Raw genomic sequence first — 25,542 nt, 5'->3', positions numbered from 1 at the left:
CGGAGTCCGGTTTGCCGGCTCCTTGATGAAGTGGGCCACATCGGCCCTGATGTATCTCGCCGCCACGCGCCTGGAGCCGGCCTGAGGCAGCGGAGCCGATATCCGGTCCGGGTGATCGCCAAAGCGCGCAAAAGCCGCTATGGAACCAGCGGCGTCAAATGCTGTTATGTATGACCGCAGGGTCGCGCCGCCCCCCCCCCCCCCCGGGGGTGGAAAGTGAGGCTCGGCATGGCGGACGACAAATCGAAGATCAAGCAGGATCGCAAGCTGGTTTCGAGCGAGGAAACCTATGAGGTTGCCGCTTTCGCCCGCAAATACGGCATCCCGCAGAGCGAGGCCCAGACCATCATCAAGCGCTACGGGCCCTCGAGGAAGAAGCTCGACAACCACATGGCCGCGCGCGGATAGCTCGGCGCGACCGGCGTTGGAAGCCTTGCCCGGGGCAGGACCCCGGGCGCATTGCGGCACTGAATGGTTGGAGGCCACGGCCATGCCCGACACCGCGCGCAGAACCGGCAGCTGCCTTTGCGGCGGCGTGCAGTTCACCGTCAGCGGTCCGCCCCTGCGGGTGGGTCTCTGCCATTGCAAGGATTGCCGCAAGACCAGCGGCTCCGCCTTTGCCGCCTTCGCCATCTGGCCGCGCCAGGCCTTCGAGACATCGGGCATCCTCGGCACCTATGCCGGCCGCGGCTTCTGCCCGACCTGCGGCAGCCGTGTCGCCTCGCTCAGCGACGACGAAGCCGAGGTGATGATCGGCAGCCTGGACGTGGCGCCGACCGATCTCATGCCGGAGTACGAATTGTGGATCGGCCGGCGCGAATCCTGGCTGCATGCCTTGCCCGATACGCGGCAGTTCGAGCACGACCGGCCCGCCGCGCAGGCTCCCGGCCCGCCGCCGAGGCCGCTGTCGGACGCGGCTCCCGGCGGCTGAAAATTAGTCGAAAAGTTTAGCGGCCGCGACGGAACCCCGGAACGGCGGCCGGCGTTATCGGGCGCCTCAGTTTCAATGGAGATCGCCGTGAACGACAAGTTCTTTCCCCGTCCGGTCAGGCTGAAGGTCGGACCGGCCCGCGAGCGCGTGGTGCGCAGCGCCTGGGAAGGCCTGGAATGCCTGCGCGACTGGCCCGGCAAGCACGGCCGGCGCTACCGCGCCGCATGGCGCAGCTGCCGCGATGCCCTCGATGGCTGGACCCCGGCCGAGAAGGCGATGCGGGCCATGATCGATGCCGGGCGCGAGGCGGAATTTCTGCCCGGCAACGGCAAATCCTGAAAGCCTGCCGCCTCAAGGGGCGGTCCGGAACCCGATAGCTGCATCGCGGCAAGCCGCCGGCTACTGTTTCGGCGGCTGCGGCGGCACTTCACCCGGTTTGATCACCGGCGTCTTGCCTTCGTTGGGCGCCGGCGCGGCCATGCCCTGGTCGCCTGTCGGCGGCGGCTTCAGCACGCCGCCGCAATCGTTCAGCGTCTCGGTCAGCGTGTTGTCGGTCGGCTGCTGGTTGCCGTCGGGCTTGGCCCGGCATTTTTCGCTGGGCGCCTGCTTGTCGGGGTTCTGCTGCTCGGCCTGTGCCAGCGCCGCGGCGGGCGCGGCGAGCATCAGGCTGACGGACATGATGGCGAGAAGTCTCATCTCGGCCTCCTTTCCGGGTTGGGCCGCCCTCACCGGCCGCCCAATAGTCGATGGCGTGCCTTCGATGGCTTGCCTCAATAACCGCCGACGATCGGCAGGATTTCGCCGGTGATGTAGCTGGAGCATTGCGGCGAGGCCAGGAACACATAGGCCGGCGCGATTTCCTCCGGCTGGGCGGGCCGCTTCATCGGCGTCTTGGCGCCGAACTGCGATACGTCCTGCGCCTCCTTCTCCGACGGATTGAGCGGCGTCCACACCGGCCCCGGCGCCACCGCGTTGACACGGATGCCCTTGCCGACGAGGTTGCCCGACAGCGCCCGGGTGAAGGCATGGATGCCGCCCTTGGTCATGGAGTAGTCGACCAGGTCCTTCGATCCCTCGATGCCGGTGACCGAACCGGTGTTGATGATGGCCGAACCCGGCTTCATATGCGCCACCGCCTCCTGCGCCATATGGAAGTAGCCGTAGAGGTTGGTCTTCAGCGTGGTGTCGAAATGCTCCTCGGTCAGGTCGGCGAAATCGGTGGAATGGATCTGGAAGGCGGCATTGTTGACCAGCACGTCGAGCCGCCCCAGTTCCTTGACGACCCTTGCCACGGCCTTGGCGCAGAAGGCGCGATTGCCGACATCGCCGCGCAAGGCGAGGCAGCGGCGGCCCTCCGCCTCGACCGCTTGCTTGGTCGCCTCCGCGTCGCGGGCCTCGCTGAGATAGACGATGGCGATGTCGGCACCCTCGCGCGCGAACAGCACGGCCACCGCACGGCCAATCCCGGAATCGCCGCCGGTGATCAACGCCGCCTTGCCTTCCAGCTTTCCCGAACCGCGCCAGAACGGCGCGTCATAGAGCGGCGCCGGCTCGATGGCCCATTCCTCGCCGGGTTTGGGATGATGCTGGGCGGGAAAAGGCGGCGCGGGATATTTTCGCGCGCCGGCCTGCATGGCGCCGTCGCCCTTGGGCTTGGCCTTGGCGCGGTCCTTGGCGTCGACCTTGCGCTGGATGCTGCGCTGCTTGCTGGTTGCTTTCGAACTGTCGCTCTGGGTGCTGGTCGGCATGGTCATCTCCTCTGTGTTTGGACCGGAGACATCCCGAACCTCCTCGCGCAACGCGCGGAACTGTTCGCGATGTCTTCGGTCCAAACGCTCTGCTCGCAGGGACAACGCATGTCGGCGGAAAAAGTTGGCGGCTTTCGCAGGCGCGCATTGCAACCGCTCGCATCCTGCCGCCGTTTCGCCTGCCGGAGGCAATCATGTTCGAAGGTTTTCAGACCCTCGAGGTCGACTGCGGCGACGCCCGCATCTTCGCCCGGCGCGCCGGCGACGGGCCCGCCGTCCTTCTGCTGCACGGCTTTCCGCAGACGCATCTGATGTGGCGCGACGTGGCGCCACGCCTGGCGGACCGGTTCACCGTCATATGCGCCGACCTGCGCGGCTATGGCGCCAGCTCATGCCCGGCGTCGAGCGCCGATCACGCCCCTTACGCCAAGCGCGCCATGGCCCGCGACATGGTGGCGCTGATGGCCGAGCTCGGCTTTTCCAGCTTCATGGTCGCCGGCCATGATCGCGGCGGGCGTGTCGCCTACCGCCTCGCGCTCGACCATCCCGACCGCGTCGAAAGGCTTGCCGTGCTCGACATCGTGCCCACCGCCGACGCCTGGGACCGGGCCGACGCCAGGCTGGCGCTCGGCTATTGGCCGTGGTCGTTGCTGGCGCAGCCGGAGCCGCTGCCGGAAAAGCTCCTGGCCAGTGCGGCCGACGCGATCGTCGATGATGCCCTGGGCGGCTGGGGCTCGTCGCCAGAGACATTTTCCGCCGGCGTGCGCCAGGCCTATGTCGAGGCCCTGCGCGATCCCGCCCATGCCCATGCGATCTGCGAGGAGTACCGGGCGGCCACGATGCTCGACCGCGAGCACGACCATGCCGATCGCGCCGGCGGCCGGCGCATAGCCTGCGCGGTGCTGGCGCTGTGGAGCGGGCAAGGCGCGCTCGCCGAATGGTATGCCGGCGAAGGCGGACCGCTGGCTTTGTGGCGCGGCTGGGCCGGCGATCTGCGCGGCCATGCGGTCCAAGACGGGCATTTCTTTCCCGAAGAAGCACCCGCGCAAACGGCCGCCGAATTGAGCGCTTTCTTCGCCGGCCCCGAGACCGCAGCCCGTCCGGCGAATGCCCAGAAGAGTACGTAGGGCTTTCCCGGGAAAGGGACGTGGCGCTTTCCCTGGGGAATCGCGTCGAACTCACGCCTGGAGCGGTTCAGCGGGAACCTTCGCAGCCGGCCGCGACCAGGGGAATTGGAACCACATCCTTGGCTGCGCAGTTGCAGGGGCATCGAATGAACCCGGGAGCAGATCCATGCCACGCGGAGAAAAATCGAAATACACCGACAAGCAGGAGCGCAAGGCAGACCACATCGCCGAGGGCTACGAGCATCGCGGCGTGTCCGAGAAGGAAGCCGAGCGCCGCGCCTGGGCCACCGTCAACAAGGATGATGGCGGCGGCAAGAAGGAGGGCGGCTCCGGCCGCGGCAAGCACACCGGCCATCCCGCCGCGCATAAGGGCGGCGAAAAAGGCGGCAAGGCTTCCGCCTCGCGTTCGGCGGGGAGCCGGTCGGCATCAGCCAGGAAGGCAGCCGCGACCCGCAAGCGCAACGAAGCGCACGCCCATTGATGCGCGGGGCGACCGGATCGCGAAATTCTTATGCGCCTTGCCTGCCCTCGCCCGGGCCGCTCTTGATCAGATCGTCGCCCGGCGGATCATCGAAGTTCGGCTCGGCCGGATTGTCGGACGGCGGCCTTTGCGGACAGTCCTCGTAGCCGTGGTCGCGGCCGCCGCAGAACGAACAGCACATGGCTTCGCGATCCCTGTTCCCGGGCGGCCATCGCGGGGTCTGGTAAGGCTTCCTGCCGAGCATGCCCAGCAATGCGCGAGGCGCGATTTGGTTGCGCGCCCGCGCCGTCCCTCGCAAGAGAAGACGCCGGCTGTTGCGCAACCGCCAGACAAAGTGCGAATCTCCCCGGCATGCCGCAACCAAGCTTAATCGCCCGGCGTTGCGGATCATGCCTTGGAGAGACCGCCATGTCCGTTCGAATCCTGTTGCCGACCGTGGCTGCCATGCTTGCCGCCACCGGCCTGGCCGAAGCCCGGCCCGACAGCCGCGCCATGAGCTGCGCGCAGATCCGCGCCATGATCCAGAGCCACCGCGCCGTCGTGCTGACCACCGGCCCCAATACCTATGACCGCTATGTCAGGCAGTTCGGCAATGAATGCGATTGGCCCGAAGTGCCGATGTCGGCCTATATCCCGGCCCGCGACGGGCACTGTCCGGTCTACCGCTGCGAGGAGCCGGTCAACAATTTCCCGAATTGACCGGTCGGCCAGGCGCCGGCATCGACGTTCGGGGATTGCCGCATCCCTGCCTGAAACCATTCCGAGGGGCCGGCGTTGACGCGTGGGGTGGCCGCCACAGGAGATGCCCATGACCGTCAACTGCCGCGTATCCATCGACAACCGGCCTCAATCGATCGAGGCCGTTTTCCAGGCCGTGCCCCGGATCGGCGAGAGCGTTTCGCTGTCCGTCGACGGAAACGCCCAGGACCTGCGCGTTTCGCGTGTCGTGCATGTGCCCGACGGCTCGCTCGAAGGAGCTGCGATCATCGTCGAGGTGACGGCCAACATCCTCTAGCCCCCTGAATCCGCAAATGCGGCGCGCCTTGGCCACGGCGGCGGCTTTCAGATGCCTAAGCCGATCGTCTGGCCGGCGTCTTCCATAGGGTGCTGCGGCACGATGATCGACGCCAGCGGCGCGTTCAGCGTCCATCTGAAATAGCCGGGCGAGCGCTCGATCACGGCGGACCCGCCGAGCGACTGCGGCGCCACCCTTTGCAGGACAACGGTGCCGAACCCCTTGCGCGTGGTGTCGTCGCGCTCGTCGCCGCCGCTATAGGGGGGCGACCGCTCCTCCCAGACAAGTTGGAATTCGCGTTCGGCCAGAGCGTCGTCGCTCATGCTCCAGGTCACCTCGACCCGGCCGGAATCGCTGGCGAGCGCTCCATACTTGGACGAATTGGTGCCGAGCTCGTGGAAAGCCATGCCGAGATTCTGCACCGCATTCGACTGCAAGGTCAGCAGCGGTCCCGAAAGCAGTATCTGCTCCTCGCGGCCGAACGGTTTGAGATGTTCCTGGACCAGGTCGAACAGGCTGGCTCCCGCCCAGTTCGAGGTGACCAGCAGATCGTGCGAGCGTGACAGCGCCATGATGCGGGCGCGGATCATCTCCTCGAACTCGCGCGGGTCCTGCGAGCGCTTGCTGGTTTCCCTGACCATCGACAGGATCACCGCAAACTGGTTCTTGACGCGATGGTTGACCTCGCGCATCAGCATCTTGATCCGGCGCTCGTTCTCCCTGCTGGCGCTGATGTCGCGGGCGATCTTCGAGGCGCCGACGATCTCGCCGCTGGCGTTCCTGATCGGCGACACCGTCAGCGAAACGGCAATGAAGGTGCCGTCCTTGCGCTTTCGCGTCGTCTCGTAGCTCGCGAGGCGTTCGCCGCGGCGGACCTTGGCGATGATCTCGGTTTCCTCGTTCTTGAGGTGGTCGGGGATGAGCATCAGGATCGACTGCCCCAACGCTTCCTCCGCGCTGTAGCCGAACATGCGTTCGGCCGCCTGGTTCCAGCTTTTGATGATGCTGTTCAGGTCCTTGCTGATGATGGCGTCGAAGGAGGAATCGACGATCGCCGCCAGCTGCGCATCGGCCGTTGCGTCCTGTTTTTCACCGCTTGCTATGTCAGCCATTGCCCCGCCAGGTGTCAGCCTATAGCCACTAGATAACGCGTGCGCCGGACAAGGCAATCACCTTGAAGCGGCCTGCTGCTTCAACTTCATCGAAATCGCCTCGCCGGCTGGAGTGATCGAGGGGAAGGTCGTTCCGCAGATCAGGGCGGCCGGCATCGGAGACGCCAGCGACCATACAAAATGGTTTTCGAGCACCAGGACAGAGCGGACATTCAAGTCCATGGGCACCGGAAGCGCGGAACCCGTCCTTGCGGGCCGGCATCACCTGAATGTCACCGCGCCTCAGTCAGAATGGCCGTCGCCCACATTGCCGTTGCCGCCCGGGGTGGACAGCAGTCCGAAGTCCTGGGACTTGACGCCCTGCTCCGCCGCCAGGAATCCGTCCGAGGCGAGGCCACGCCGCAAGAGCTCCCTGACCGCGGCCGAGCGGCTCGGCATGCGCTTGTCGAAGCGCCAGTTCTCCAATGCCGCCAGTTCATCGGCGGTCAGCATGACCTGCAAGCGTTCAGGACGTTCCAGTTCAGTCACGGCACTTCCTCGCAAAACCCAATACGCGAATGAGTATCTGTCTCATTCCACTAATAATTAGGATAGCAATCCTAACACGTCAAGGTCGGCAAATACGCGACCTCCCCATCCTGCTCATGATGACTATAAAGCGTCGGGTGCGCCTTTGCGTAACCATGCTAACTAACTGATATATATCGACTATTTTCATATTTTCGCTTGCCAGACGCCGATGCGAGGCGCATGCTACAAAGGCAAAACCAGTCCAGGAGGTTTCGATGCGGTATGACTACTCGACGCGGTTGCGCGATGACGTTCAATCCGCGGTCACGACGGCTTTCAGGACGTACGGCATCGTCAACATCACCGCGGTGGCCGAACGGATCAGGCTCAGGAACCTCGACGAAAACGTTGCTCTCGAGGACGTCGAGCACCTGGTCCTGGCGGCCGCCCAACTGCTTGGAGCCGCCATCGAATTCGAGGGCCTGACCATGATCGACCGCTTGCCGGACGCTCATGTCAACGGCCGCCCCGGCGGACCGGCCCCTGCCCTGAAGCGCCTCGTCTGAACAGATTTGAGGCGACGCGCTAAGTCATTTCGGGCGACCTGCATCAGGGCTCCGGTGGCCGGGCGAGCCCGCTGGACGCCGCCTACCTGTGGAAATTGAGCGCGCGCGCTATATGGTGTTTGAATTCCCCCCTCTGGAGAACACGCCATGACGCTCGACACACGCAAGCTCGGCAGCCAGGGGCTGCGGGTCTCGGCCATCGGCCTCGGCTGCATGGGCATGAGCCAGTCCTACGGCCCGGCCGACGAAGCCGAATCCATCGCCACGCTGCACCGCGCCATCGAACTCGGCTGCACCTTCCTCGACACCGCCGAGGTGTATGGCCCTTACGCCAATGAGGCGCTGCTCGGCCGCGCCTTGAAGGGCAAGCGCGACCAGGTGACCATCGCCACCAAATTCGGCTTTCGCATCGAAAATGGCCGGCAGGTCGGCACCGAACGCGACAGCAGGCCGCAAACCATCAGGGCGGCGGTTGAAGGGTCGTTGAAGCGGCTCGCCACCGACCATATCGACCTTCTCTACCAGCACCGTGTCGATCCAGCCGTGCCGGCCGAGGATGTCGCCGGCACGGTCGGCGAGCTGGTCAAACAGGGCAAGGTCCGCTTCTTCGGCCTGTCGGAGGCGGGAGCCGCGAACATCCAGCGGGCGCACGCCGTGTTTCCGGTCTCGGCGCTGCAGAGCGAGTACTCGCTGTGGGAGCGCAATCTCGAGCCGGAAATCATTCCCCTGCTGCGGCAAACCGGCATCGGCCTGGTGCCGTTCTCACCGCTCGGCCGCGGCTTCCTGACCGGCGGCGCCAAGCGCGCCGAGGACTATCCGGAAGGCGATTACCGCCGCGGCGACCCGCGCTACCAGGGCGCGAACTACGACGCCAATGTCGAGGCCGCCGCGAAGGTCCGCGACATCGCCGCCGCCAAAGGCGTCAAGCCAGGGCAGATCGCGCTGGCCTGGCTCCTGGAGAAGGGCAATGTCTTCGGTGTCGACATCGTGCCGATCCCCGGCACCAAGCGGACCAAATATCTGGAAGAAAATGTCGCCGCGGCGTCGCTGAAACTGGAGGCCGCCGAGATGGCGGCGCTCGACGACGCGCTGGCCCCGGGGAAGGTCTCCGGCCCGCGCTACGGCGACCGCACCATGGTGATGATCGACCGATAGGTTCGCACGTCGCCGGTGAATCGGGCCTATTCCACCGGTGCCGGCTTTTGCCGAGGATCAGGCCGCAACCGCTGGTGCAGTTCCCTGCCGGCATGCAGGGTCCGGTCCGCCAGCGCGGCGAGTGTTCCGCGCAACGTCCTTGTTCCCAGCACCGAATCCAGCGTCACCGACTGGGTCGCGAAGCGCCGCTTGAAATCCTCGCCGCCGCACAGGAAGTCGACCATCGTCAGTCCCCTGTCGATCGACCACTGGATGTAGTCCATCATCAGCACCATGCCGGGAGACGCCCGTTCGACATCCGGATCGTAGGTCGTGACGAAGGCCATCATCGTGTTGCGCTGGACGAAATTGATCGAGACCGCCACCACCATCCCGGCGCATTCCAGCACGAAGACATGCAGGAGCCCTTCCCTGGCCAGCACCGCGACCAGCGCGGCCAGGGCCGGCGACCCCTCATCGAACAGGTTGGATTCGTGTCCGCGCGCGGCGAGCCATTTGCGCTTGAACTCGGCGAGCCTGTCGAGGACGGGCTGCATCGGCTCGTCCGGCGACATGAGGCGGAACCGCACTTCGCCGCCTTCCTCGAGGAATTTGCGGCCACGGCGATAATTCTGGCGCATCTTCTTCGTTTGTTCCCCGAACCAGTCCGCGCCCGTACGCCATGGCCCGGCGACCCGGAAGCTGGTTTCGCTGCGGCGGTTCGGGCGCAGCGCCATCTTGGGCGCCGAAGCGGGAGCAAGCAGCGTGCGCATCGCGGCGTCCGGCAGCAGGCGGTTCAGATAGACGAGATCGAAGCCGCCCGCGGCCGAAATTTCCTGCCATAGCGCCGCGACCGCCGCCGGATCGCAGTCCGGCGCGACCAGCACGTCGCCATAGTCGCTGTGGTCCTTGGCAGCCCATTCCAGGACGTTGACGCCCTTGCGCCGCACCGTCGCCAGCGGGATGACGGCCTCGATCCGGTCACCGTTCCAGACGAGGCCGATCCTGAGACCGCGCAGATCCCGGTCCGGGGCCGTCTGCCACCACGCCGTGACCCAGGCGTGGCTTTGAAAGATCAGCCCCTCCGCCCGGCGCCACAGCTCCGTCCAGGCCGGCCCGACCGACGCGAGGCGCTCCTCGGAGGTGACGATCTCCAAAGCGCCGGCCTTCCGGCCCTCGATCGCGGCGTGAGCGTTCATGGCTGCGGGCTCCGTGTCGGCTCGGACGAAGCGCGGCGGCGAAACCGCCGGGCGATGTGCCCCCACATCTTCTTGAGCGGCAGCACGTAAAGCCCCGACAGGGATTGATAGTCGCGCGCGCCGCGTTCCATCAATCCGAACCTGAAATCCTCATCGGGCTTGGGCACGCACAACGTTCCGAACAGCCGGTCCCAGAACGAGAACAGCAAGCCGAAATTCTTGTCGTAGTGCCTTGGATCGACGCTGTGGTGCAGTTGGTGCCAATGCGGGCACAGCACGATGTTGTTGAGCGGCCCGAACGATATCTTGAAATGGGTGTGCCTGACGAAATCCATCATCAGGATATTGCGCATGACGTAGACGTTGACGCCGAAGATCGTCACTTCGACGAGGTTAAGCGACAAAAGGGTCCAGATGCCGAAGCAGATCCCGGGTATGACGCCGTCCCAGGCGCGGTTCATGAGCTCGTCGAGCGGATGAACCCTGTCCTTGGTGATCCCGACCATCACCTCCGCCGAGTGATGCACCTTGTGCAGCTCCCACAGGAACGGGAAGCGGTGCTGGGCCACATGGTAGAGGTAATAGGATATGTCGTAGGCGATCAGCATCGTCACCGTGAAGACGACGATCGTCACCGCTCCCGGCGGTCCCGGCAGCAGCGGCGGCTCGATTTGCAGGAGTGCCGCCAGCGTCCGATTCGTCGCGTAACCGACGGCGACGACGAAGGTCACGCCCGCCGGCAGCATCAGGAAGGGCATAATCGCCTTGCGGGTGATCCAGAAAAGCAGGTCCGCCCGCGCCGAGGGATGCGTGACGATCTCGTTGGGAAAGACGAAATCGAAGAATTCCCTGAAGCTCTTGCGCTCCGCCGTCCGCCAATAGGCGATCAGGGCGCTGCCCAGCGCGGTCAGCAGCAAGAGGCCGGCCGCAAGCAGGCTGGAGCCGGACAACTTGTCCAGGATCCTTTCGATGATGCCGGCAATCGACATGGGCCCACTCATTTATGCAACCGAAGCTTGACTTGCAGGAGGCGATTGACCTGACTGGCCGGGCAAGCCGCCACGCCGTCAGGGCTCTCGATCATTTCGCCGTCACCCTAGTCGAGAATCCATAGCGAAAGCTTAAGCTAATTAAAAACAATGAATCCGCTAAAAAGCCCGCTATATATTGCCGAATTCTGAATAAAACTCCTAAAATTGACAGCAAAGGACCGGCAGCGCTTGGCGTGGAGATCGCAACTTCGGGGAATCGCCGGGTGATCGTGCCGGTCCCGAGCTCGCCGGCCCGCGGCCGGGCTGCCAAACCCCTCCCAAGCTTATTTCCCGGCGCCCGGCTGCTTGTTGAAAATCGTGAGCAGGTCCATCGGCAGCGGAAACACCACCGTCGACGAGCGCTCGCCGGCGATGTCGTGCAGCGCCTCGAAATAGCGCAGTTGCATGGCCTGTGGCTCCTGCGCCAGCATCTTGCCGGCCTCGACCAGCTTTGCCGCCGCCTGCTGCTCGCCATCGGCGTTGATCACCTTCGCGCGCCGCAGCCTTTCAGCCTCGGCCTGCTTGGCGATGGCGCGGACCATGTTCTCGTTGAGGTCGACATGCTTGATCTCGACATTGGACACCTTGATGCCCCATGCATCGGTCCGCTGGTCCAGGATCTCCTGGATGTCGCTGTTCAACTTGTCGCGCTCGGCCAGCATCTCGTCGAGTTCGTGCTTGCCGAGAACCGAGCGCAACGTGGTCTGCGCGAGCTGGTTTGTCGCGGCCATGAAGTCCTCGACCTGGATGACGGCCCGCTCGGCGTCGACGATCCGGAAATACAGCACCGCGTTCACCTTCACCGAGACATTGTCGCGCGAGATCACGTCCTGCGGCGGCACGTCCTGGACCACCACGCGCAGGTCGACCCGCACCATCTGCTGGACGAAGGGGACGAGGAGGATGAGGCCGGGGCCCTTCACCCCGGTGAAGCGGCCGAGCGTGAAGACCACGCCGCGCTCATATTCCCGCAGGATGCGAATGGCGGCGGACAGGAAGATCAGCACGATGAGGGCGAGCACCAGGTAGGCGACGTAACCGATGATCATTGCCTTGCTCCATTGTTCCTGCGCCGGACCGTCAGCACGAGATCCCTGACATCGGCCACCTCGACGCTGTCGCCGGGGGCGAGCGGTTCATCGGCTTTCGCCCGCCAGCGCTCGCCCTGCGCGAGCACATGGCCCTCGCTGCCCGACCAGTCGAGGATCCTGGCCGGCAGCCCGTGCATGGCCTGCGCGCCGACACGCGGCAGGCTCCTGCGCGCCCTCCACAGATAGCTGCCGGCCAGCAGCGCCAGGCCAAGCGTCAGCGCCGCGGCGGTGCCGATGAGCGCCCACGACATCTCGAAGCCGGGGCCCTCGACCTTGAGCAGCATGGCGGCGCCGAGCAGGAAGGCGGCCACGCCTCCGAGCCCGAGCACCACGGTCGGGTTGAAGGCCTCGATGACGAGGAAGGCGATGCCAAGCAGCATCAGGGCGAGGCCGGTATAGCTGATCGGCAGCAAATTGAGGGCATAGAGCCCGAGCAGCAGGCAGATGGTCCCGATCACGCCGGGCGCCACTGCGCCTGGGCTGGTGAACTCGAAGACGAGGCCGTAGACGCCGGCCAGCATCAGGACGACGGCGATGTTGGGATCGGTGATGACGGCGAGAAGCCGGATCAGCCAGCCGGGATCGAGCGTCTCGACCGCCACGCCCTTGGTCGCCAGCACCTGTTGCTTGCCGGCCACCTCGACCGTGCGGCCGTCGGCAAGCTGGAGCAGCTCGGCGGTGTCGCGGGCGACGAGGTCGACTACATGTGCCTGAAGTGCCGCATTGGCGGAAAGGCTGGCTGCCTCGCGCACCGCCTTTTCGCCCCAGTCGGCATTGCGGCCGCGCAGTTCGCCGAGCGAACGGATCAAGGCGACCGCGTCGTTCGTCACCTTTGTCATCATCGGGTCGCCGGCCGGAGGCCCGGTGGCATTCTTCTGGTCGCCCTTGTCCTTTTGGTCGCCACCGGGAAGGGGCGGCAACCCGCCAAGCTCGACCGGCGTGGCGGCGCCCAGATTGGTGCCGGGCGCCATCGCCGCGACATGGGTGGCATAAAGGATATAGGTCCCGGCACTTGCCGCGTGCGCGCCGGCGGGCGCGACATAGCCGATGACGGGAACCGGCGAGGCAAGGATATCGGCGATCATTTCGCGCATCGAGGTGACCAGCCCGCCCGGCGTGTCGATCTCGAGGACAACCGCTTCGGCGTGCCGCTCGGCGGCTTTGGCCAGCGCTTCGTTGAGCTGCCTGGCGCTCGCCGGGCCGATGGCGCCGTCGATCACGACGCGCAACGCGACCTTCTCCGTAGCCTCCGCGGTCACGGAAGAGTGACTGGCGGCCGCGGCGGCCATGAAGGCCGCTGCCAGAACCGCCATCCGCGCGAGGGTCACGCTCAAAACTCCCTGGATTACGCAGGATATGCTGTGCAGGATATGGCGTTGGGTCCGTCGAAATCCATGGCCTGGCCTCAGATTGCAAGCCGGCGACCCTGCCCTTCGCAGCCGGCGGCAAACGCAATGGGCAGACGTTCAAAGCCGGAAGGGGCCCCGCTCGCGCGCCGGCCCCGTCCTTGGTCAGCGGTCACGCATGTGCGTGCGGGTGACGGACGTCCCAGACGGCCCAACCCGATACGGCAACCACCAGCACGCCGAGAATGACGTGGGTGGCCATCGCATTCGTGTTCGCCATGAATTTGAGCAGCCAGGGCGACACGATCAGCCAGAGCCCGAGAACGACACCTACCCATTCCTCCCACTCGGCGAAGGCGGCAAGCGCCGCCACGGCCACCGCGCCCAGCACGACGCCGACGATCCAGGCGTTCCATGCGGGAGCGGTTTCAGCAGCGAAGCCGATTATCCAGGGTGAGATGAACAGGCAGACGGCAAGGACCAGATTGAGCCAGTCCTGGCCTTTCTTTCCTTCCATGAGTGTATTTGCCATGACAACCTCCATAGATGAAGCTTGGCCAAAGCGTTGTATTCGCGTGCAAACGCACGCTTAATGGTTGATGTAACTATGCCTCACATGGCCTTCAAGGCCTGCCCCACGGACGGGTCGCCTCCGCGTGGATCGAGCTCCCTCCACCCGATCGGGATCAACGAGACCGGCCACATCAAAGCAAAACCACCCGCCTCTTGTCGGCGCATTCTAGAACGTGATCTTCACCGAGGCGGCACTGCGGTTGGCCGCCCCGTGATGCACCGCTTCGATGTTGTTGCCGTCCGGGTCGAGAAGGAAAGCGGCGTAGTAGCCGGGGTGGTACCGGCGTTCACCCGGCCCGCCATTGTCCCTGCCGCCGCCGTCCAGCCCGGCCCTATAGAACGCATCGACCATGGCGCGGTCTTTCGCCTGGAATGCCAGGTGATGGCGACCGGTCAACTCTCCCCGAGCCGCGCGGCTGTCGGCGGTTGAAATGAAAAGCTCGTCGGCCCAGAAATAATCGGCGGCGCTGCCGCCGATCGGAATATCGAGCACTCGAAATACTGCTTCGTAAAAGCGGCGGCTGGCGGCGATGTCCCTGACCACCAGTTGGATATGATCGATGAGCCGGCCGCGATGCAGTTCTTCCATGCAAGCTCTCCTCTCGCCAAGGGCTCGAATCTAACTAGCTTCGCGTGATCCGCCGTCAATGCCGCGCCGAACGTCAGGACTTTCGCGCGGCATGCCGCGCCAGTGCGTGCTCGATCAGCACGTCGATGACCTTGCTGTAGCCGATGCCGATCGCCGCCAGCGCCTTCGCATACATCGAGATGTCGGTGAAGCCTGGCAGCGTGTTGACCTCGTTGACCAGCAGCGAGCCGTCGGCGCGCAGGAAGAAGTCGACGCGGGCCATCGCCTCGCAGCCGAGCGCCTGGAAAGCCCGCGCGGCCATCTCCCTTGCCTTGTCGGCGACGGCGGCCGGGACATCGGCGGGCACGTTCACCACGGCGCCGTCGGCGTCGAGATATTTGGCTTCATAGGTGTAGAAGCCGTGCTTGCCGGCCGGGATGATCTCGCCGGGCAGCGATACGGTCAGCGTTCCGTCGGCCCGCTCCAGCACCGAGCATTCGATCTCGCGGCCGTCGACGAACTCTTCGATCAGGACCTTGCCGTCGTAGCGGAAAGCCGTCTCGACGGCCCGTTCGAAGCCGTCCCGGTCGTTCACCTTGCTGACGCCGAAGGACGAGCCCTGGCGCGCCGGCTTAGCGAAGAAAGGCAGGCCGAGCGCGCCGGCGATCTCCTGGAACGGCCCGACATCGTTTCGATGCACGGTGACGGAACGGGCAACCGGCAGCCCGGCCTCGCGCAGCAGCCGCTTGGCGATATCCTTGTCCATGGCGGCGGCCGAGGCGAGAATGCCGCAGCCGACATATGCGACGTCGGCGACCTCGGCATAGCCCTGCACCGAGCCGTCCTCGCCGAAAGGACCGTGCAGCACGGGAAAGACGACGTCGACCGGCGGCAGGTCGGGCTGTGCTCCGCCGCCTGGTGCGGCCACCAACCTGCCTCTGCCACCGGGCAACAATGCGACCTCCACGCCTTCTTCTGACACCGGCGCCCCTGCTCTGTCGTCGCCGGCTTCGGACGAAGATTGCAGCAGCCATCGACCGTCCCTGGAAATGGCGATCGGCACCACCTCGTAGCGCGTCCGGTCGATGGCCTTCAGCACATTGGCGGCCGAAAGGCGCGACACGTCATGCTCGGCCGAACGCCCGCCATAGAGGACGGCGACCCTAATCTTGTTCTTCATTGAAAAGCCTTGTCCTTCATCGAAATCCCTCGAGATCAAATGCTGACGGCAATGCCGCGATTGGCAAAGAAGCGGTCGAAATCGGCCGGCGCCAACACTGCATTTGCCCGTGTGGCGCCGGTATGGCCGGACGGATTGTGAAAACGAAAACCCTCATCGGATGCCGACATGACCAGCACCAGATGGCCGCCCTTGGACGGGGGCTCGCGCTCGGGCCAGCGGATCGAGCTGCTGACCGAGGCGATGAAGAAGCGCGACCGCCCGAGGATCGCCTCAATGTCGGCTGTCGCGACATTGGTCATCACCTCTGCCTCGAGGCCGAATTCCGCCTTCACGAAGCTGACGAACGGGGCGTAGATCAGGCCCTTGATCGATCCCTCGGTGACGACATAGCCGCCATATCCGGTGCAGCGCCTGGCCAGTTCGATCGTCGGCACGATCTGGCCGCGCGCCGCCAGGATCATCTTGAGGCACGCCATGCCGCAGACATTGGCGGCCCACAGCGCGTATTCGTCGAGTGTGCGCGCGCCCGAGTTCTCCCACAGCGGATCGTGCCGCAGCGCCACCTCGGCGCCATCGGCAAGGACGGCCGAAGTCATATCGGGCGTCTCCCACTGGCTGAAAAACGGCACGGTCCCAGGCGGTGGGCTCATCAATTCCTCAAAACAGATCATTTCAATTTCGTATACAGGGATACGAGAGCGGAGAACAGTGCTTCAAACCTGATCAGGCGATGGTCCGCGCTCGGGTTTTGCCCGCCGGGCGAAGCTTGCCAATGCCCGCCGATCGGCGCACTCTCAGCCCTACGAAGCCGGTCGCCGGGCGTCGGTTCCTCTCCTCGCCCGTCGTGTTAGGATTGCGCAATGACCCGCGACCAGATGCTCGCCCACCTCCGTGCTGCCGACGCCGTCGCTCGCGACGCGGCCGTGCACGGCCATCATCCGTTCGGCTGCGTACTGGTCGGGCCGGACGATCGCGTGCTTATGCGCCAGGGAAACCTCGACACGGTGCGCCATGCCGAGACGGAGCTCGCCCGGCGCGCCGCGGCTGCCTACGAGCCGGATTTCCTCTGGTCCTGCACGCTGGTCTCGACCGGCGAACCCTGTGCGATGTGCGCCGGAACGCTCTACTGGGCCAATATCGGCCGCCTGGTCTACGGCTTCGAGGAGACGAAGCTCCTGGCGCTCACCGGCGATCACGCCGAGAATCCGACGATGAGCCTGCCCTCGCGCACAGTGCTCGCCTCGGGCCAGAAGAAGATCGAGGTCTTTGGCCCCTTCCCCGAGATCGAGGACGAGCTGATCGCGCCGCATCGCGATTTCTGGACGCGCTGACGCGCCGGCCGAGGCCGCGCGCAAAGCCGCCAGATGGCCACCGGAACGGAATTCAAACGATCTCTTGGAACGTGTTTGCCAACAGCGTCGTCAATGCGCTGGTGGCCCGGGCGACTGCCTGAACCGGTCATGCCTACCGCCCATAGGTGTACGTCACGCTGGTCTCGCCGAGCGCCTGGCTCTTCGCGGCCACTGCCACCATTTCCGGAGAGGGATTCTCCGGCGCGCGCAGCTTCGGCGCGCCGAGCGCATAGAGCGTGAAGACATAGTGATGCGTGCCGCTGCCGGGCGGCGGGCATGGCCCGAAATAGCCTGCGCGGCCGATGCCACCCTTGCCGAGCACCGTACCCTTGGGCAAGCCTTTGCCGCGCTTCGAGCCAGCCCCTTCGGCCAGGCCCTTCGCGCTTGCCGGGATGTTCCAGGCCAGCCAGTGCCAGAAACCCTTGCCGCCGCCGGCGTCGGGGTCGAACATGGTGAGCGCGTAGCTCTTGGTGCCTGCCGGCGGGTCCTTCCATCTCAAGGCGATCGATACGCTTTGCCCGCTGCAGCCGCCGGCCTTGTCGCCGAGATATTTTTCGGCCCATTTGCCGTTGGAAACCGACGGGCTTGAAATCTCGAAAGCCGCCGCCTGATTGGCGAGGCCGAACAGCACCAGCACGGCGAAACCGAGGCGCAAGCTCATGGCTTCCTCCACTTCCAGCCAAGATGCCGACGAGTTTAGCCGAAAAGCGGCCCGAAATTAGGCAATTTGGCGCGAAACTGCTGGTGGGGGCTGCTGGAACCGTCGATCCTCCCGACATGGGCTGCCGACGGCGCTATTCCGCCGCGCTGCATTCTTCGGTCGGCTCAGCCGCAGGCGGACCGATCGCCGAGATCCAGAGCCGGTCGATGTCGGCTAGCTGCGCGCGGTCGATTTCGTCGAGATGGTTCCAGTACATGCCATCCTCGTAGAAATAGCCGAGCTCGCGCTCGATTTGCTCGGCCACTTCGACCCTATGCTGATGGATGCCCGCACGCGCATCCATCTTCATGCCGGCGAGGCGCTCGGGGGACAGTAACCGCAATTCCTCGAAGGACAGCCTTGGGAAGACCAGGCGGCTTTGCGGCAGGTCCGACAGGTTGATGCAGAGCGTGCCGCGTCGCAGCGCATGAATGAGCAGGCGGGCGGATTTGGCCTCGAGGCTCTGCAGCGTGACATCGTCGCGCAGCGGGTCGGCGCGGCCGATGCCGTAGAAATGGGTGTCGCCGGCCGTGTCGTAGATCATGTCGCAGCCGAGGAAGGCGAGCACGTCCGGCCTCTGGCTGTGGACGGCCCAATAGGCCGCTGTCAGCGACATGGTGGCGCCGGCATAGACGAAGCCGCCGAAAGTATTCTGGGCCGGCACGTAATGCGCGGCGCTGAAGATCTCGGCCTGCCGCAGCGGTTCCAGAGGCGGCATCCGGTCGGACGGGAAATCGCCGGCATGCACCAGCACGTCCCAGTCGGGGCGCACGCGCCAGGCATTGTTGATGGCGACGATGCTGGCGAAGGTCTCCTTCGGCCAGGCGGCGCAGCGCACGACGTCGGGCGCGCTGCCGAGAAGCAGCGTCACTCTGGGCGTTGCGGAGACCATGACATCCTCATTCGACCGGCAAAGGCACGCCCGCATTTACCGCACGCCTTGCCAGGCGCACAAGGGCTGCCGACAAGCCGGCCTGACGCCCCGGGGCCAGGAATCCGGTCGGTTGCTAGTTCCTCAGCAGCTTGGCCAATCTGGGAATGCCCTCGGTCACCGCGCGGCGGTCGGCCAAGGTGAAGGACAGCCGCAGCGTGTTGCGCCCGGTGCCATCGGCGAAGAAGGCGCTGCCGGGCACGAAGGCGACACGCGCTTCCTTCACCGAGCACGCCAGGAGAGGTTCGTGGTTCAAAGCTGGGCTTCGATGGCGGCCTTGTCGATGATGGACCACACGAGCCGGATCTTCGCGCCGCGAAATTCATAGAAGACGTTCTCGGCGAAGGACACTTTCCGGCCGTCTACGGCAAGCCCGAGGAAATTTCCCCTGGGCGTGCAGTCGAACATCAGGCGGCTCGCGACATGAGGCGGATCGCAGACCAGCAGCCGGATATCGAAACGAAGATCCGGAATGTCGTCGAAATCCTTCTCCAGCATCGCACGGTAGCCGGAGAGACCGATCCGCCTGCCATTGTGGGACACGTCATCGTCGACGAACTGCCCGAGGTTCGGCCAGTCCTGCCGGTTGAGGCAGGCAATGTAGTCGCGGTAGATACCGGAAAGGTCGGTCATGGCGCATGAACCCGCGTTCGTCGACACAAGGCTATTTTGCACCCGCAACAAGTCAGGGCAACCCGGGTTTGTTCGCCGCTGGGGCGATGCACCGTCGTCTGGCCGGCGCCTTAAGCCTTGAGCAGCGCCGCCAGCCGCGGGATACCCTCGCTCACCGCGCGCTGGTTGGCGAGCGTGAAGGACAGCCGCAGCGTGTTGCGCCCGGTGCCGTCCGCATAAAAGGCATTGCCGGGCACGAAGGCGACACGTGCTTCCTTCACCGAGCGCGCCAGGAGCGCGGTGGCGTCGGCGCCTTCCGGCAGCGTTACCCAGACGAACATGCCGCCTTCCGGGCGGCTCCAGGTCACGCCTTCCGGCATGTTGGCCGCGAGCGCGCCGAGCAGGCCGTCGCGGCGTTCGCGATAGGCGCCGATCAGCTTTTCGACCTGGGCCTCGAACACCGCTTCGGCCGCCCGGTGCATCACCATCTGGTTGATCGACGGGCTGTGCAGGTCGGAAGCCTGCTTCATCAGCACCAGCTTGTCCACGACATGGCGCGGCGCGCAGACCCAGCCGACGCGCATGCCCGGCGACAGGATCTTCGAGAACGAGCCGCAATAGAGCGTGCGCGCCTTGTCGATGCCGCCGGATCGCGCGCAGTCGAGCGCCAGGATCGGCGGCACGCCTTCGCCATCATAGCGCAGCGCCCGGTAGGCGGCGTCCTCGACGATGGCGATGTCGAGCTCGCCGGCAAGGTCGAGCACCGCCTCGCGCTGCTGCCTGTCCAGCGTGTTGCCGGTCGGGTTGGCGAAATCCGGCACCAGATAGGCGAACTTGACCCGGCCGCCATTCGCCGCCGCCGCCGCGCGATAGGCATCCGGCGTCATGTTGCCGCCTTCCGGCCGCAGCCGGTCGTAGCGCGGTTCATAGGCGTTGAAGGCTTGCAGCGCGCCGAGATAGGTCGGCCACGTCACCAGTGCGGTGTCGCCGGGCGACAGCAGCAGCTTGCCGATATAATCGAGCGCCTGCTGCGAACCCGAAGTGATGAAGATGTTGGCTTCCTCGCAGGCGACGCCGAGCTTGCCCATCTGGCCGGCAATCCATCGCCGCAGCGGCAGATAGCCCTCGCTCACCTGGTACTGAAGCGCCGCCCCCGCCTCGCTGCCGCCGAGCACGTCGGCATAGGCGTCGCGGATCGCCTCGGCCGGAAACAGCGCCGGATCGGGAATGCCGCCGGCGAAGGAGATGATGTCCGGCTGGTCGAGCAGCTTCAGCAGCTCGCGGATTTCCGAGGCCTTCATGCGCGAGGAGCGCGACGCCAACAGGTTCATAAGGGTCAAGCACGCCTCCCCGGACGCATCGAATATAGGTCAACTTAGCTGACCTATATCTGGTCTCGCCGCAAATTGAATAGGGCCTGCTAGCCTTCCCGCATGCGCCAGCCGCCCGCCTTAGCGGAAAGCGACGGCCCCGCCTGCGCTACAAGGTCTTCTTGTAGCCGAGATGGGTGCCGGTGAAGCCGAGGCTTTCATAGAAGCGGTGCGCGTCCGCTCTGGTCTTGTCGGTGGTGAGTTGGACGAGGCCGCAACCGCGCGCCCGGCATTGATCAACAGCCCATTCGATCATCAGCCTGCCTATGCCTTCGGAACGGCGGTGCCCGGCGACCCGCACCGCCTCGATCTGACCGCGCCAGGCGCCCTTGCGCGACAGCCCGGCAAGGAAGCTGATCTGCAAGGTGCCGACCACGTCGGCGCCATCGACCGCCACCGCCAGCAACTGGTTGGGGTCGGCATCGATGGCGTTGAAGGCATCGACATAGCCCTGCGCCAGCGGCAGCGAGGCATCCTCTCTGGCCGCGCCAAGCGGATCGTCCGCCAGCATGGCCACGAGGGCAGGCAGGTCGGAGGCCAGGGCCTTGCGGAAGGTGATCATGAGCACGACTTACGGCGACACGCCGGCGCCGGCAAGGCCGTTGGTTCGGAAGCCCCACCCTATCTTCGTCATCCTAGGCGAAGCAGGAGCGAAGCTCCGTCGCGGAGACCCTGGAATCCATGCCGTGACATGGGAGCGCCGCTACCGTGCGGAATTTCGATCACCGAGCCCCGCGACATGCCCCGAGTCAACCCGAGGACGAAGTGGCCACTGGCTACCATCCTGTTCCACGAAATAGCTCGAACCATTCAGGATTGGCCTTTTCGATCAGTTCGACCTTCCATTGCCGCCGCCAGCGCTTGAGCGATTTCTCGCGCTGGATGGCGTCCGTGATATCGAAATACTCCTCGTACCAGACCAGTCGCTGCACGCCATATTGGCTGGTGAAGCGCGAACCCTGGCCCGACTTGTGTTCTGGCATACGATGTGACGCCGATGTAAATGGTGCCGGCCTTCTGGCTGGCGGTCATGTAGACATAGCCGGTCATGTGTCGGGGCTATCGGGCCATGCGTTGGGAGAACATCCTGATTCGCTGCATTCTTCGGCAGGTGTCACGGCATGGATCCTAGGGTCTGCGCCGCGTCGCTTCGCTCCTTGCTCCGCCCTAGGATGACGAACCGAGGGAACTTCTTCAACCCCATACCCATCCTGGTCTTGCCGCACGGCGCCAGCGCCTCCCTCCAACACATTTGCAGCACCCGCCGGCAGCATATAGGAAAAGCCACAAGATGGCATTGGCGTCGGCGCCGGTCCTGGTTTCGCGGAGAGCGGTGTTGAGAGCGTGTGTTCGTCTGTGCCTGTCGCTGGTCGCGGTGCTCGCCTTGCCGCTTGCCGCCCATGCACAATGGAAGCCCGTCGAGACGGTCGAGCCCTACGCCATTTCAGGCCGGACCGGACAGGAGCTCTACCGGTCGATCGGCGAGAACGGACCGCTGATCCGCGGCGCCAAAACGCGCACCATCGCCTACACCAATTTCAAGCTGACCTGGACCAGGGACTACCAGAACAAGGGCGGCGATTGCGTCCTGGCATCGGCCAGGCCGAAGCTGATCATCACCTATGCCTTGCCGAAGCCGTCAGGCTCCCTGCCGCCGGCCGTGCAGAAGAGCTGGGACAGCTTCATCGCCGGCGTCGCCGCCCATGAGAAAGTGCATGGCGCCGATATCATCGCCATGGTGCGCAAGATCGAGGCGGCGACCGTCGGCCTCAGCGTTGCCGACGATCCCAAATGCGCCAAGATCCGGACCGAGATGACCAGGCGCCTCTCCGAATTGTCGCAGGCGCAGCGGCGGGCAAGCCGCGATTTCGACCGCGTCGAATTCGGCAATGGCGGCAATTTGCAAAAACTGGTTTTTGGCCTCGTGACCGGTCCCTGAGAGGAAGGCGCCACCCTCACCGCGTCTGCGCGCTCGCCGCGAGCTCCGCCCGCTTCTCGTCCGACACCACGGCCAGATCCAGCACCTTCTGCAGTTCGGCGGCGTGGCGGAAGGACGGTTCGGCCTGCACGCCGGTCCGCACCGCGTCGGCGAAACGCTGGTAGTTGGTGGCCACCGTGCCGGCGTCGAGCTCTTCCCATATCCCGTCGTCGACATTTTCGCCGAGGCAAGCCTTGAGCGACGAGCCGTCGAGATTGTGCACCACTTCGAGACCGCCTCGATCGCCATAGATGCGCAGGCGCAATTCGTTGAGATGGCCGGTCGCCCAGCGGCTGGCATGCACCACGCCGAAGGCGCCGTTGGAGAAATCCACCGTCATGGCGAAACTGTCATTGGCGTCGAGCCCGTAGTCGCCGATGCGGTTGCCCGGCGCCTTGTCGAAGGAACGCAGCCGGCAGAACACATGATCGATGCCGAGGGCCGCGCCATAGCTGGCGAAATCGAGGATGTGGATGCCGACATCGCCAAGCACGCCGTTGGAGCCGTGGCCGCGCGACAGCCGCCAGAGCCATTTCGGGTCGCTGCGCCAGTCGCCCCAGAATTTCGACACCAGCCAGCTCTGCAGATAGGACGCCTCGACATGCCGGACCGTGCCGATCTCGCCGGCCTGCACCATCCGGCGGGCTTTCTGCAGCGCAGCGACATTGCGGTAGGTGAGGTTCACCATGTTGACGATGCCGGCTTTCTCGGCGGCCTCGGCCATCTCGATCGCCTTGCCGAAATTCTCGGCCAGCGGCTTCTCGCACAGCACCGGCTTGCCGGCCGCGATCAGCTGCATGGTGGTCGGGTGGTGGATGCGGTCCGGCGTGACATTGGCCACGGCGTCGAAAGCGCCCCATTTGAGCGCCTCGTCCAGCGCGGTGAAGCGGTTGGGGATGTTGAAGCCGTCGGCGAATTCGCCGACGCGCGCCGGATCGAGGTCGACGGCCCCGACAATGTCGACGCCATCGATGGCGCTGAATTGCCGTGCATGTTCCTGCGCCATCCAGCCGGTGCCAAGTATCAGAAGCCGCATTTTTCCTCCTTGGTGCGAGATGTCGTCGCGCCAGGCGGGATGCCGGACCCCCTCCGCGGCGCGCGTCGGACAGGCCTCCCCTCCCGGACCCGCCTCAAATAGCGCGAATGATCCCGCCGTCGACGCGGATGTTCTGGCCGGTGATGTAGCCGGCGCCGTCCGAAGCCAGGAAGGCGATGGTCGCGGCGATCTCTTCCGACGTGCCGTAGCGCTGCATCGGCACGGAGTCGCGGCGTTCTTCCGTCGCCGGCAGGCTGTCGATCCAGCCGGGCAGCACATTGTTCATGCGCACATTGTCCGCTGCATAAGTATTGGCGAAGATCTTGGTGTAGGCGGCAAGGCCGGCGCGGAACACGGCCGAGGTCGGGAACATCGGACTCGGCTCCACCACCCAGGCGGTCGAGATGTTGATGATGGCGCCGGCCTTCTGCTTGACCATCTGCGGCGCCACGATGCGCACCGGCCGGATGACGTTGAGCAGGTAGACGTCCATGCCGGCGTGCCACTGTTCGTCCGTGATCTCCAGGATCGGCGCGCGCGGCCCGTGGCCGCCGCTGTTGACCAGCACGTCGACGCGGCCATAGCGCTCCAGCGTCAAGTCCGCGAGGCGCTGCAAGTCCTCGTTTGACTGGTTGGAGCCGGTGACGCCGATGCCGCCCAGTTCTTTGGCCAGCGCCTCGCCCTTGCCGGACGAAGACAGGATGGCGACCTTGAACCCGTCCGCCGCCAGCCGCTTGGCCGCTGCCGCCCCCATGCCGCTGCCGCCGGCCACGATGACAGCCACTTTTTCTGAACTCATTGGGTTTTCCTTCTCGGGTTGGCGGGAATTTCGTCTCAGCGGTCATATAGCCGGTTTCGTCGGCCGCTTCGAACCAGAAAGGCTGAACCGACCTGCAGAAAAATGCGACGCGCCAACCGCCCTATCCTTCCACCGTCTCCAGCACGCTGAGCAGCGTGCCTTCCATGTCGGGCTCGTCGCCGGAGCAGACGCACAGCATTTCGGCGTCGCCGTCGCCCACAGAGAGGTAGGCGTGGCCCATGGTGGAATCGATATAGACGCTCTCGCCCTGTTTCAGCCGCACCGGCGCGTACTGGTCGGTGTGCAGCTCGATCTCGCCCTTGAGCACGATCAAAAATTCCTCGCCGGCATGTTTCGTCAGCGGCCCGAACTCCTCGGGCGTGCGGGCGCGCGCATAGGCGTGGATCGGCACCATGCGCTTGCGCACCAGGTCGGTGGCCAGGTACCGGTAGTCGTAATTGCGGGTCAGTTGGCGCAGTGTGTTGGACGGTGACGTCACGGAGCGGCGGGTGCGCGCCGCCGGCTGCTTGCGGTCGCCGCTGAGCAGTTCCGTTACATGGATGCCGAGCCCTTCGCAGATCTGCAGCAGCTTGTCGTAACTCAGCGACATCTGGTCGTTCTCGACCTTGGACAGCGTCGACACCGCGACACCGGTGAGCCTGCTCACCTCCTGGAGGGTCCAGCCATGCGTCTTCCTCAAGCCGCGCAGGCAATCACCCAGCTTCGGTTGCTCCGACATATCAGCTCCATGCCGCGGGATCGCGCCGCTCCATCCTAGGTAATTGAACTTCCCGCCGTCATCAACAACGCCAACAATTTTCTTATACGCTAAATATTGACTGGATAAGAAATTATTTTTACGACTGAACGATGCAGTCGAATTCACTCCCGAAAATCGTCGTCATCGGCGGCGGCATTGCCGGCCTCTCGCTTGCCGCCGAGGTGGCGGACTGGGCCGACGTCACCCTCATCGAGCGCGAGAGCCAGCCGGGCTATCATGCCAGCGGCCGCTCGGCCGCCCTGTTCACCGAGACTTATGGCAACCGCCTGGTGCGCGCGCTGACGCTGGCGAGCCGCCGGGCGATCTTCGACGGCGGCTTCGTCGCGCATCAACGTGGCGCGCTGCATGTCGGCCGCGCCCCAGACGGC

The 25,542-nt window shown here is 65.2% G+C and carries 33 protein-coding genes and 2 pseudogenes; 12 read left to right on the top strand and 23 right to left on the bottom strand.

The features are described 5' to 3' along the window. The first annotated feature begins 228 nt into the window (after positions 1-228). The 3 genes from LB547_RS28360 (at position 229) to LB547_RS28350 (ending at position 1,270) form a co-directional block, all read left to right on the top strand. Entirely contained in the window at positions 229-408 is a 180-nt protein-coding gene (locus LB547_RS28360) for a DUF3606 domain-containing protein (protein WP_115144153.1), read from the top strand. A gap of 82 nt (positions 409-490) precedes the next feature. Beyond that, a complete protein-coding gene (locus LB547_RS28355; RefSeq protein WP_140499982.1) occupies positions 491-931 on the top strand; it encodes a GFA family protein in 441 nt (146 codons plus the stop codon). 87 nt (positions 932-1,018) lie between these two features. Beyond that, positions 1,019-1,270, top strand: a complete 252-nt coding sequence (locus LB547_RS28350; protein ID WP_140499984.1) for a DUF982 domain-containing protein — start codon at positions 1,019-1,021, stop codon at positions 1,268-1,270. Between the two features lie 60 nt (positions 1,271-1,330). Here LB547_RS28350 and LB547_RS28345 read toward each other — a convergent pair whose 3' ends face one another. Both LB547_RS28345 and LB547_RS28340 read right to left on the bottom strand, forming a co-directional pair. Beyond that, the gene (locus tag LB547_RS28345) at positions 1,331-1,627 is read right to left on the bottom strand and encodes a hypothetical protein (protein ID WP_140499986.1); all 297 of its coding nucleotides are present in this window, start codon (positions 1,625-1,627) and stop codon (positions 1,331-1,333) included. A 74-nt stretch (positions 1,628-1,701) separates the two neighbouring features. Continuing rightward, positions 1,702-2,679, bottom strand: a complete 978-nt coding sequence (locus LB547_RS28340; RefSeq protein WP_140759784.1) for an SDR family oxidoreductase — start codon at positions 2,677-2,679, stop codon at positions 1,702-1,704. A 194-nt stretch (positions 2,680-2,873) separates the two neighbouring features. Here LB547_RS28340 and LB547_RS28335 point away from each other — a divergent pair, with 194 nt between their 5' ends. Both LB547_RS28335 and LB547_RS28330 read left to right on the top strand, forming a co-directional pair. Further along, positions 2,874-3,806, top strand: coding sequence for an alpha/beta fold hydrolase (locus LB547_RS28335; protein WP_140759779.1), 933 nt, complete (start codon positions 2,874-2,876; stop codon positions 3,804-3,806). Between the two features lie 166 nt (positions 3,807-3,972). Continuing rightward, positions 3,973-4,287, top strand: a complete 315-nt coding sequence (locus tag LB547_RS28330; protein ID WP_140499991.1) for a plasmid stabilization protein — start codon at positions 3,973-3,975, stop codon at positions 4,285-4,287. Positions 4,288-4,315: 28 nt separating this feature from the next. Here the strand turns inward: LB547_RS28330 and LB547_RS28325 are convergent, their stop codons facing one another. Beyond that, positions 4,316-4,468, bottom strand: coding sequence for a hypothetical protein (locus LB547_RS28325; protein ID WP_181167215.1), 153 nt, complete (start codon positions 4,466-4,468; stop codon positions 4,316-4,318). A 227-nt stretch (positions 4,469-4,695) separates the two neighbouring features. On the opposite strand from LB547_RS28325, the gene LB547_RS28320 reads away from it, so the two are divergent. Next, the gene (locus LB547_RS28320; RefSeq protein ID WP_140521515.1) at positions 4,696-4,986 is read left to right on the top strand and encodes a hypothetical protein; all 291 of its coding nucleotides are present in this window, start codon (positions 4,696-4,698) and stop codon (positions 4,984-4,986) included. 109 nt (positions 4,987-5,095) lie between these two features. Beyond that, positions 5,096-5,302 (top strand): hypothetical protein, encoded by a 207-nt coding sequence (locus tag LB547_RS28315; protein ID WP_140499995.1) that lies wholly within the window; start codon positions 5,096-5,098, stop codon positions 5,300-5,302. Between the two features lie 47 nt (positions 5,303-5,349). Here LB547_RS28315 and LB547_RS28310 read toward each other — a convergent pair whose 3' ends face one another. Continuing rightward, positions 5,350-6,414 carry a sensor histidine kinase gene (locus tag LB547_RS28310; RefSeq protein ID WP_140499996.1) on the bottom strand — a complete coding sequence of 355 codons (1,065 nt, stop codon included), beginning with the start codon at positions 6,412-6,414 and terminating at the stop codon, positions 5,350-5,352. A 282-nt stretch (positions 6,415-6,696) separates the two neighbouring features. After that, entirely contained in the window at positions 6,697-6,942 is a 246-nt protein-coding gene (locus tag LB547_RS28305) for a hypothetical protein (RefSeq protein WP_140499998.1), read from the bottom strand. Between the two features lie 257 nt (positions 6,943-7,199). On the opposite strand from LB547_RS28305, the gene LB547_RS28300 reads away from it, so the two are divergent. Continuing rightward, a complete protein-coding gene (locus tag LB547_RS28300; RefSeq protein WP_224519116.1) occupies positions 7,200-7,490 on the top strand; it encodes a hypothetical protein in 291 nt (96 codons plus the stop codon). A gap of 147 nt (positions 7,491-7,637) precedes the next feature. Beyond that, positions 7,638-8,645, top strand: coding sequence for an aldo/keto reductase (locus tag LB547_RS28295; protein WP_140568013.1), 1,008 nt, complete (start codon positions 7,638-7,640; stop codon positions 8,643-8,645). Between the two features lie 26 nt (positions 8,646-8,671). Here LB547_RS28295 and LB547_RS28290 read toward each other — a convergent pair whose 3' ends face one another. From LB547_RS28290 to LB547_RS28255, 8 genes are all read right to left on the bottom strand, one after another. Then, positions 8,672-9,823, bottom strand: coding sequence for a GNAT family N-acetyltransferase (locus LB547_RS28290; protein WP_140582370.1), 1,152 nt, complete (start codon positions 9,821-9,823; stop codon positions 8,672-8,674). Further along, the gene (locus LB547_RS28285) at positions 9,820-10,812 is read right to left on the bottom strand and encodes a sterol desaturase family protein (RefSeq protein WP_140515985.1); all 993 of its coding nucleotides are present in this window, start codon (positions 10,810-10,812) and stop codon (positions 9,820-9,822) included. The genes LB547_RS28290 and LB547_RS28285 overlap by 4 nt, the downstream gene beginning before the upstream one ends. Before the next feature lie 326 nt (positions 10,813-11,138). Then, on the bottom strand, positions 11,139-11,903 hold the full coding sequence (locus LB547_RS28280) for a slipin family protein (protein ID WP_140623014.1): 765 nt from the start codon (positions 11,901-11,903) through the stop codon (positions 11,139-11,141). Then, positions 11,900-13,273: an NfeD family protein gene (locus LB547_RS28275; RefSeq protein WP_224655993.1), complete on the bottom strand. Its 1,374-nt coding sequence runs from the start codon at positions 13,271-13,273 to the stop codon at positions 11,900-11,902. The genes LB547_RS28280 and LB547_RS28275 overlap by 4 nt, the downstream gene beginning before the upstream one ends. 190 nt (positions 13,274-13,463) lie before the next feature. Further along, positions 13,464-13,823: an SPW repeat protein gene (locus LB547_RS28270; protein WP_140500009.1), complete on the bottom strand. Its 360-nt coding sequence runs from the start codon at positions 13,821-13,823 to the stop codon at positions 13,464-13,466. Between the two features lie 207 nt (positions 13,824-14,030). Continuing rightward, complete coding sequence (locus tag LB547_RS28265; RefSeq protein ID WP_140739646.1) at positions 14,031-14,453, bottom strand: VOC family protein; 423 nt, start codon at positions 14,451-14,453, stop codon at positions 14,031-14,033. A gap of 73 nt (positions 14,454-14,526) precedes the next feature. Further along, complete coding sequence (locus tag LB547_RS28260) at positions 14,527-15,612, bottom strand: D-alanine--D-alanine ligase family protein (RefSeq protein ID WP_140739643.1); 1,086 nt, start codon at positions 15,610-15,612, stop codon at positions 14,527-14,529. Positions 15,613-15,647: 35 nt separating this feature from the next. After that, a complete protein-coding gene (locus tag LB547_RS28255) occupies positions 15,648-16,265 on the bottom strand; it encodes a C39 family peptidase (protein WP_140657787.1) in 618 nt (205 codons plus the stop codon). 210 nt (positions 16,266-16,475) lie between these two features. Between LB547_RS28255 and LB547_RS28250 the strand changes: the two genes are divergently transcribed. After that, the gene (locus LB547_RS28250; protein WP_140657713.1) at positions 16,476-16,946 is read left to right on the top strand and encodes a nucleoside deaminase; all 471 of its coding nucleotides are present in this window, start codon (positions 16,476-16,478) and stop codon (positions 16,944-16,946) included. A 133-nt stretch (positions 16,947-17,079) separates the two neighbouring features. On the opposite strand, the gene LB547_RS28245 is transcribed toward LB547_RS28250, so the two are convergent. The 7 genes and pseudogenes from LB547_RS28245 to LB547_RS28215 form a co-directional block, all read right to left on the bottom strand. Next, positions 17,080-17,628 carry a YbhB/YbcL family Raf kinase inhibitor-like protein gene (locus LB547_RS28245; RefSeq protein WP_140500017.1) on the bottom strand — a complete coding sequence of 183 codons (549 nt, stop codon included), beginning with the start codon at positions 17,626-17,628 and terminating at the stop codon, positions 17,080-17,082. 133 nt (positions 17,629-17,761) lie between these two features. Then, complete coding sequence (locus tag LB547_RS28240; protein WP_140657711.1) at positions 17,762-18,559, bottom strand: hypothetical protein; 798 nt, start codon at positions 18,557-18,559, stop codon at positions 17,762-17,764. Between the two features lie 115 nt (positions 18,560-18,674). Further along, positions 18,675-18,839: pseudogene (locus tag LB547_RS28235) on the bottom strand (PLP-dependent aminotransferase family protein); the annotation flags it as partial. Positions 18,840-18,850: 11 nt separating this feature from the next. Then, complete coding sequence (locus tag LB547_RS28230; RefSeq protein WP_140500021.1) at positions 18,851-19,231, bottom strand: ester cyclase; 381 nt, start codon at positions 19,229-19,231, stop codon at positions 18,851-18,853. Between the two features lie 110 nt (positions 19,232-19,341). Further along, positions 19,342-20,541, bottom strand: a complete 1,200-nt coding sequence (locus LB547_RS28225) for a PLP-dependent aminotransferase family protein (RefSeq protein ID WP_181177974.1) — start codon at positions 20,539-20,541, stop codon at positions 19,342-19,344. 148 nt (positions 20,542-20,689) lie between these two features. Beyond that, positions 20,690-21,142 (bottom strand): GNAT family N-acetyltransferase, encoded by a 453-nt coding sequence (locus tag LB547_RS28220; protein WP_140500024.1) that lies wholly within the window; start codon positions 21,140-21,142, stop codon positions 20,690-20,692. 214 nt (positions 21,143-21,356) lie between these two features. Continuing rightward, a pseudogene (locus tag LB547_RS28215) lies at positions 21,357-21,630 on the bottom strand (GIY-YIG nuclease family protein). A 241-nt stretch (positions 21,631-21,871) separates the two neighbouring features. On the opposite strand from LB547_RS28215, the gene LB547_RS28210 reads away from it, so the two are divergent. Further along, positions 21,872-22,519, top strand: coding sequence for a DUF922 domain-containing Zn-dependent protease (locus tag LB547_RS28210; RefSeq protein WP_140561090.1), 648 nt, complete (start codon positions 21,872-21,874; stop codon positions 22,517-22,519). Positions 22,520-22,535: 16 nt separating this feature from the next. Here LB547_RS28210 and LB547_RS28205 read toward each other — a convergent pair whose 3' ends face one another. The 3 genes from LB547_RS28205 to LB547_RS28195 all read right to left on the bottom strand — a co-directional run bounded on the left by LB547_RS28205 (position 22,536) and on the right by LB547_RS28195 (position 25,132). Then, on the bottom strand, positions 22,536-23,594 hold the full coding sequence (locus LB547_RS28205; protein ID WP_140521504.1) for a Gfo/Idh/MocA family protein: 1,059 nt from the start codon (positions 23,592-23,594) through the stop codon (positions 22,536-22,538). A gap of 94 nt (positions 23,595-23,688) precedes the next feature. Beyond that, on the bottom strand, positions 23,689-24,393 hold the full coding sequence (locus LB547_RS28200; protein ID WP_140630682.1) for an SDR family oxidoreductase: 705 nt from the start codon (positions 24,391-24,393) through the stop codon (positions 23,689-23,691). Between the two features lie 121 nt (positions 24,394-24,514). Beyond that, entirely contained in the window at positions 24,515-25,132 is a 618-nt protein-coding gene (locus tag LB547_RS28195; protein WP_140516014.1) for a helix-turn-helix domain-containing protein, read from the bottom strand. A 131-nt stretch (positions 25,133-25,263) separates the two neighbouring features. Between LB547_RS28195 and LB547_RS28190 the strand changes: the two genes are divergently transcribed. Next, on the top strand, positions 25,264-25,542 hold a 279-nt coding region (locus tag LB547_RS28190; protein WP_224702990.1), incomplete at its 3' end, for an FAD-dependent oxidoreductase.

The organism is Mesorhizobium sp. B264B1B, from assembly GCF_020165765.1.
In the GTDB taxonomy this organism is placed as follows: Bacteria; Pseudomonadota; Alphaproteobacteria; order Rhizobiales; family Rhizobiaceae; genus Mesorhizobium.
Note: the sequence above shows the minus strand (reverse complement) of the source record. Positions and strands in the feature narration are given on the sequence as shown.

Coding starts and splice junctions, on each gene's coding strand:
- LB547_RS28360 (WP_115144153.1), top strand. CDS start 229: ATGGCGGACGACAAATCGAAGATCAAGCAGGATCGCAAGCTGGTTTCG.
- LB547_RS28355 (WP_140499982.1), top strand. CDS start 491: ATGCCCGACACCGCGCGCAGAACCGGCAGCTGCCTTTGCGGCGGCGTG.
- LB547_RS28345 (WP_140499986.1), bottom strand. CDS start 1,627: ATGAGACTTCTCGCCATCATGTCCGTCAGCCTGATGCTCGCCGCGCCC.
- LB547_RS28340 (WP_140759784.1), bottom strand. CDS start 2,679: ATGCCGACCAGCACCCAGAGCGACAGTTCGAAAGCAACCAGCAAGCAG.
- LB547_RS28335 (WP_140759779.1), top strand. CDS start 2,874: ATGTTCGAAGGTTTTCAGACCCTCGAGGTCGACTGCGGCGACGCCCGC.
- LB547_RS28330 (WP_140499991.1), top strand. CDS start 3,973: ATGCCACGCGGAGAAAAATCGAAATACACCGACAAGCAGGAGCGCAAG.
- LB547_RS28325 (WP_181167215.1), bottom strand. CDS start 4,468: ATGTGCTGTTCGTTCTGCGGCGGCCGCGACCACGGCTACGAGGACTGT.
- LB547_RS28320 (WP_140521515.1), top strand. CDS start 4,696: ATGTCCGTTCGAATCCTGTTGCCGACCGTGGCTGCCATGCTTGCCGCC.
- LB547_RS28315 (WP_140499995.1), top strand. CDS start 5,096: ATGACCGTCAACTGCCGCGTATCCATCGACAACCGGCCTCAATCGATC.
- LB547_RS28310 (WP_140499996.1), bottom strand. CDS start 6,414: ATGGCTGACATAGCAAGCGGTGAAAAACAGGACGCAACGGCCGATGCG.
- LB547_RS28300 (WP_224519116.1), top strand. CDS start 7,200: ATGCGGTATGACTACTCGACGCGGTTGCGCGATGACGTTCAATCCGCG.
- LB547_RS28295 (WP_140568013.1), top strand. CDS start 7,638: ATGACGCTCGACACACGCAAGCTCGGCAGCCAGGGGCTGCGGGTCTCG.
- LB547_RS28290 (WP_140582370.1), bottom strand. CDS start 9,823: ATGAACGCTCACGCCGCGATCGAGGGCCGGAAGGCCGGCGCTTTGGAG.
- LB547_RS28285 (WP_140515985.1), bottom strand. CDS start 10,812: ATGTCGATTGCCGGCATCATCGAAAGGATCCTGGACAAGTTGTCCGGC.
- LB547_RS28280 (WP_140623014.1), bottom strand. CDS start 11,903: ATGATCATCGGTTACGTCGCCTACCTGGTGCTCGCCCTCATCGTGCTG.
- LB547_RS28270 (WP_140500009.1), bottom strand. CDS start 13,823: ATGGCAAATACACTCATGGAAGGAAAGAAAGGCCAGGACTGGCTCAAT.
- LB547_RS28265 (WP_140739646.1), bottom strand. CDS start 14,453: ATGGAAGAACTGCATCGCGGCCGGCTCATCGATCATATCCAACTGGTG.
- LB547_RS28260 (WP_140739643.1), bottom strand. CDS start 15,612: ATGAAGAACAAGATTAGGGTCGCCGTCCTCTATGGCGGGCGTTCGGCC.
- LB547_RS28255 (WP_140657787.1), bottom strand. CDS start 16,265: ATGAGCCCACCGCCTGGGACCGTGCCGTTTTTCAGCCAGTGGGAGACG.
- LB547_RS28250 (WP_140657713.1), top strand. CDS start 16,476: ATGACCCGCGACCAGATGCTCGCCCACCTCCGTGCTGCCGACGCCGTC.
- LB547_RS28245 (WP_140500017.1), bottom strand. CDS start 17,628: ATGAGCTTGCGCCTCGGTTTCGCCGTGCTGGTGCTGTTCGGCCTCGCC.
- LB547_RS28240 (WP_140657711.1), bottom strand. CDS start 18,559: ATGGTCTCCGCAACGCCCAGAGTGACGCTGCTTCTCGGCAGCGCGCCC.
- LB547_RS28230 (WP_140500021.1), bottom strand. CDS start 19,231: ATGACCGACCTTTCCGGTATCTACCGCGACTACATTGCCTGCCTCAAC.
- LB547_RS28225 (WP_181177974.1), bottom strand. CDS start 20,541: ATGAACCTGTTGGCGTCGCGCTCCTCGCGCATGAAGGCCTCGGAAATC.
- LB547_RS28220 (WP_140500024.1), bottom strand. CDS start 21,142: ATGATCACCTTCCGCAAGGCCCTGGCCTCCGACCTGCCTGCCCTCGTG.
- LB547_RS28210 (WP_140561090.1), top strand. CDS start 21,872: ATGGCATTGGCGTCGGCGCCGGTCCTGGTTTCGCGGAGAGCGGTGTTG.
- LB547_RS28205 (WP_140521504.1), bottom strand. CDS start 23,594: ATGCGGCTTCTGATACTTGGCACCGGCTGGATGGCGCAGGAACATGCA.
- LB547_RS28200 (WP_140630682.1), bottom strand. CDS start 24,393: ATGAGTTCAGAAAAAGTGGCTGTCATCGTGGCCGGCGGCAGCGGCATG.
- LB547_RS28195 (WP_140516014.1), bottom strand. CDS start 25,132: ATGTCGGAGCAACCGAAGCTGGGTGATTGCCTGCGCGGCTTGAGGAAG.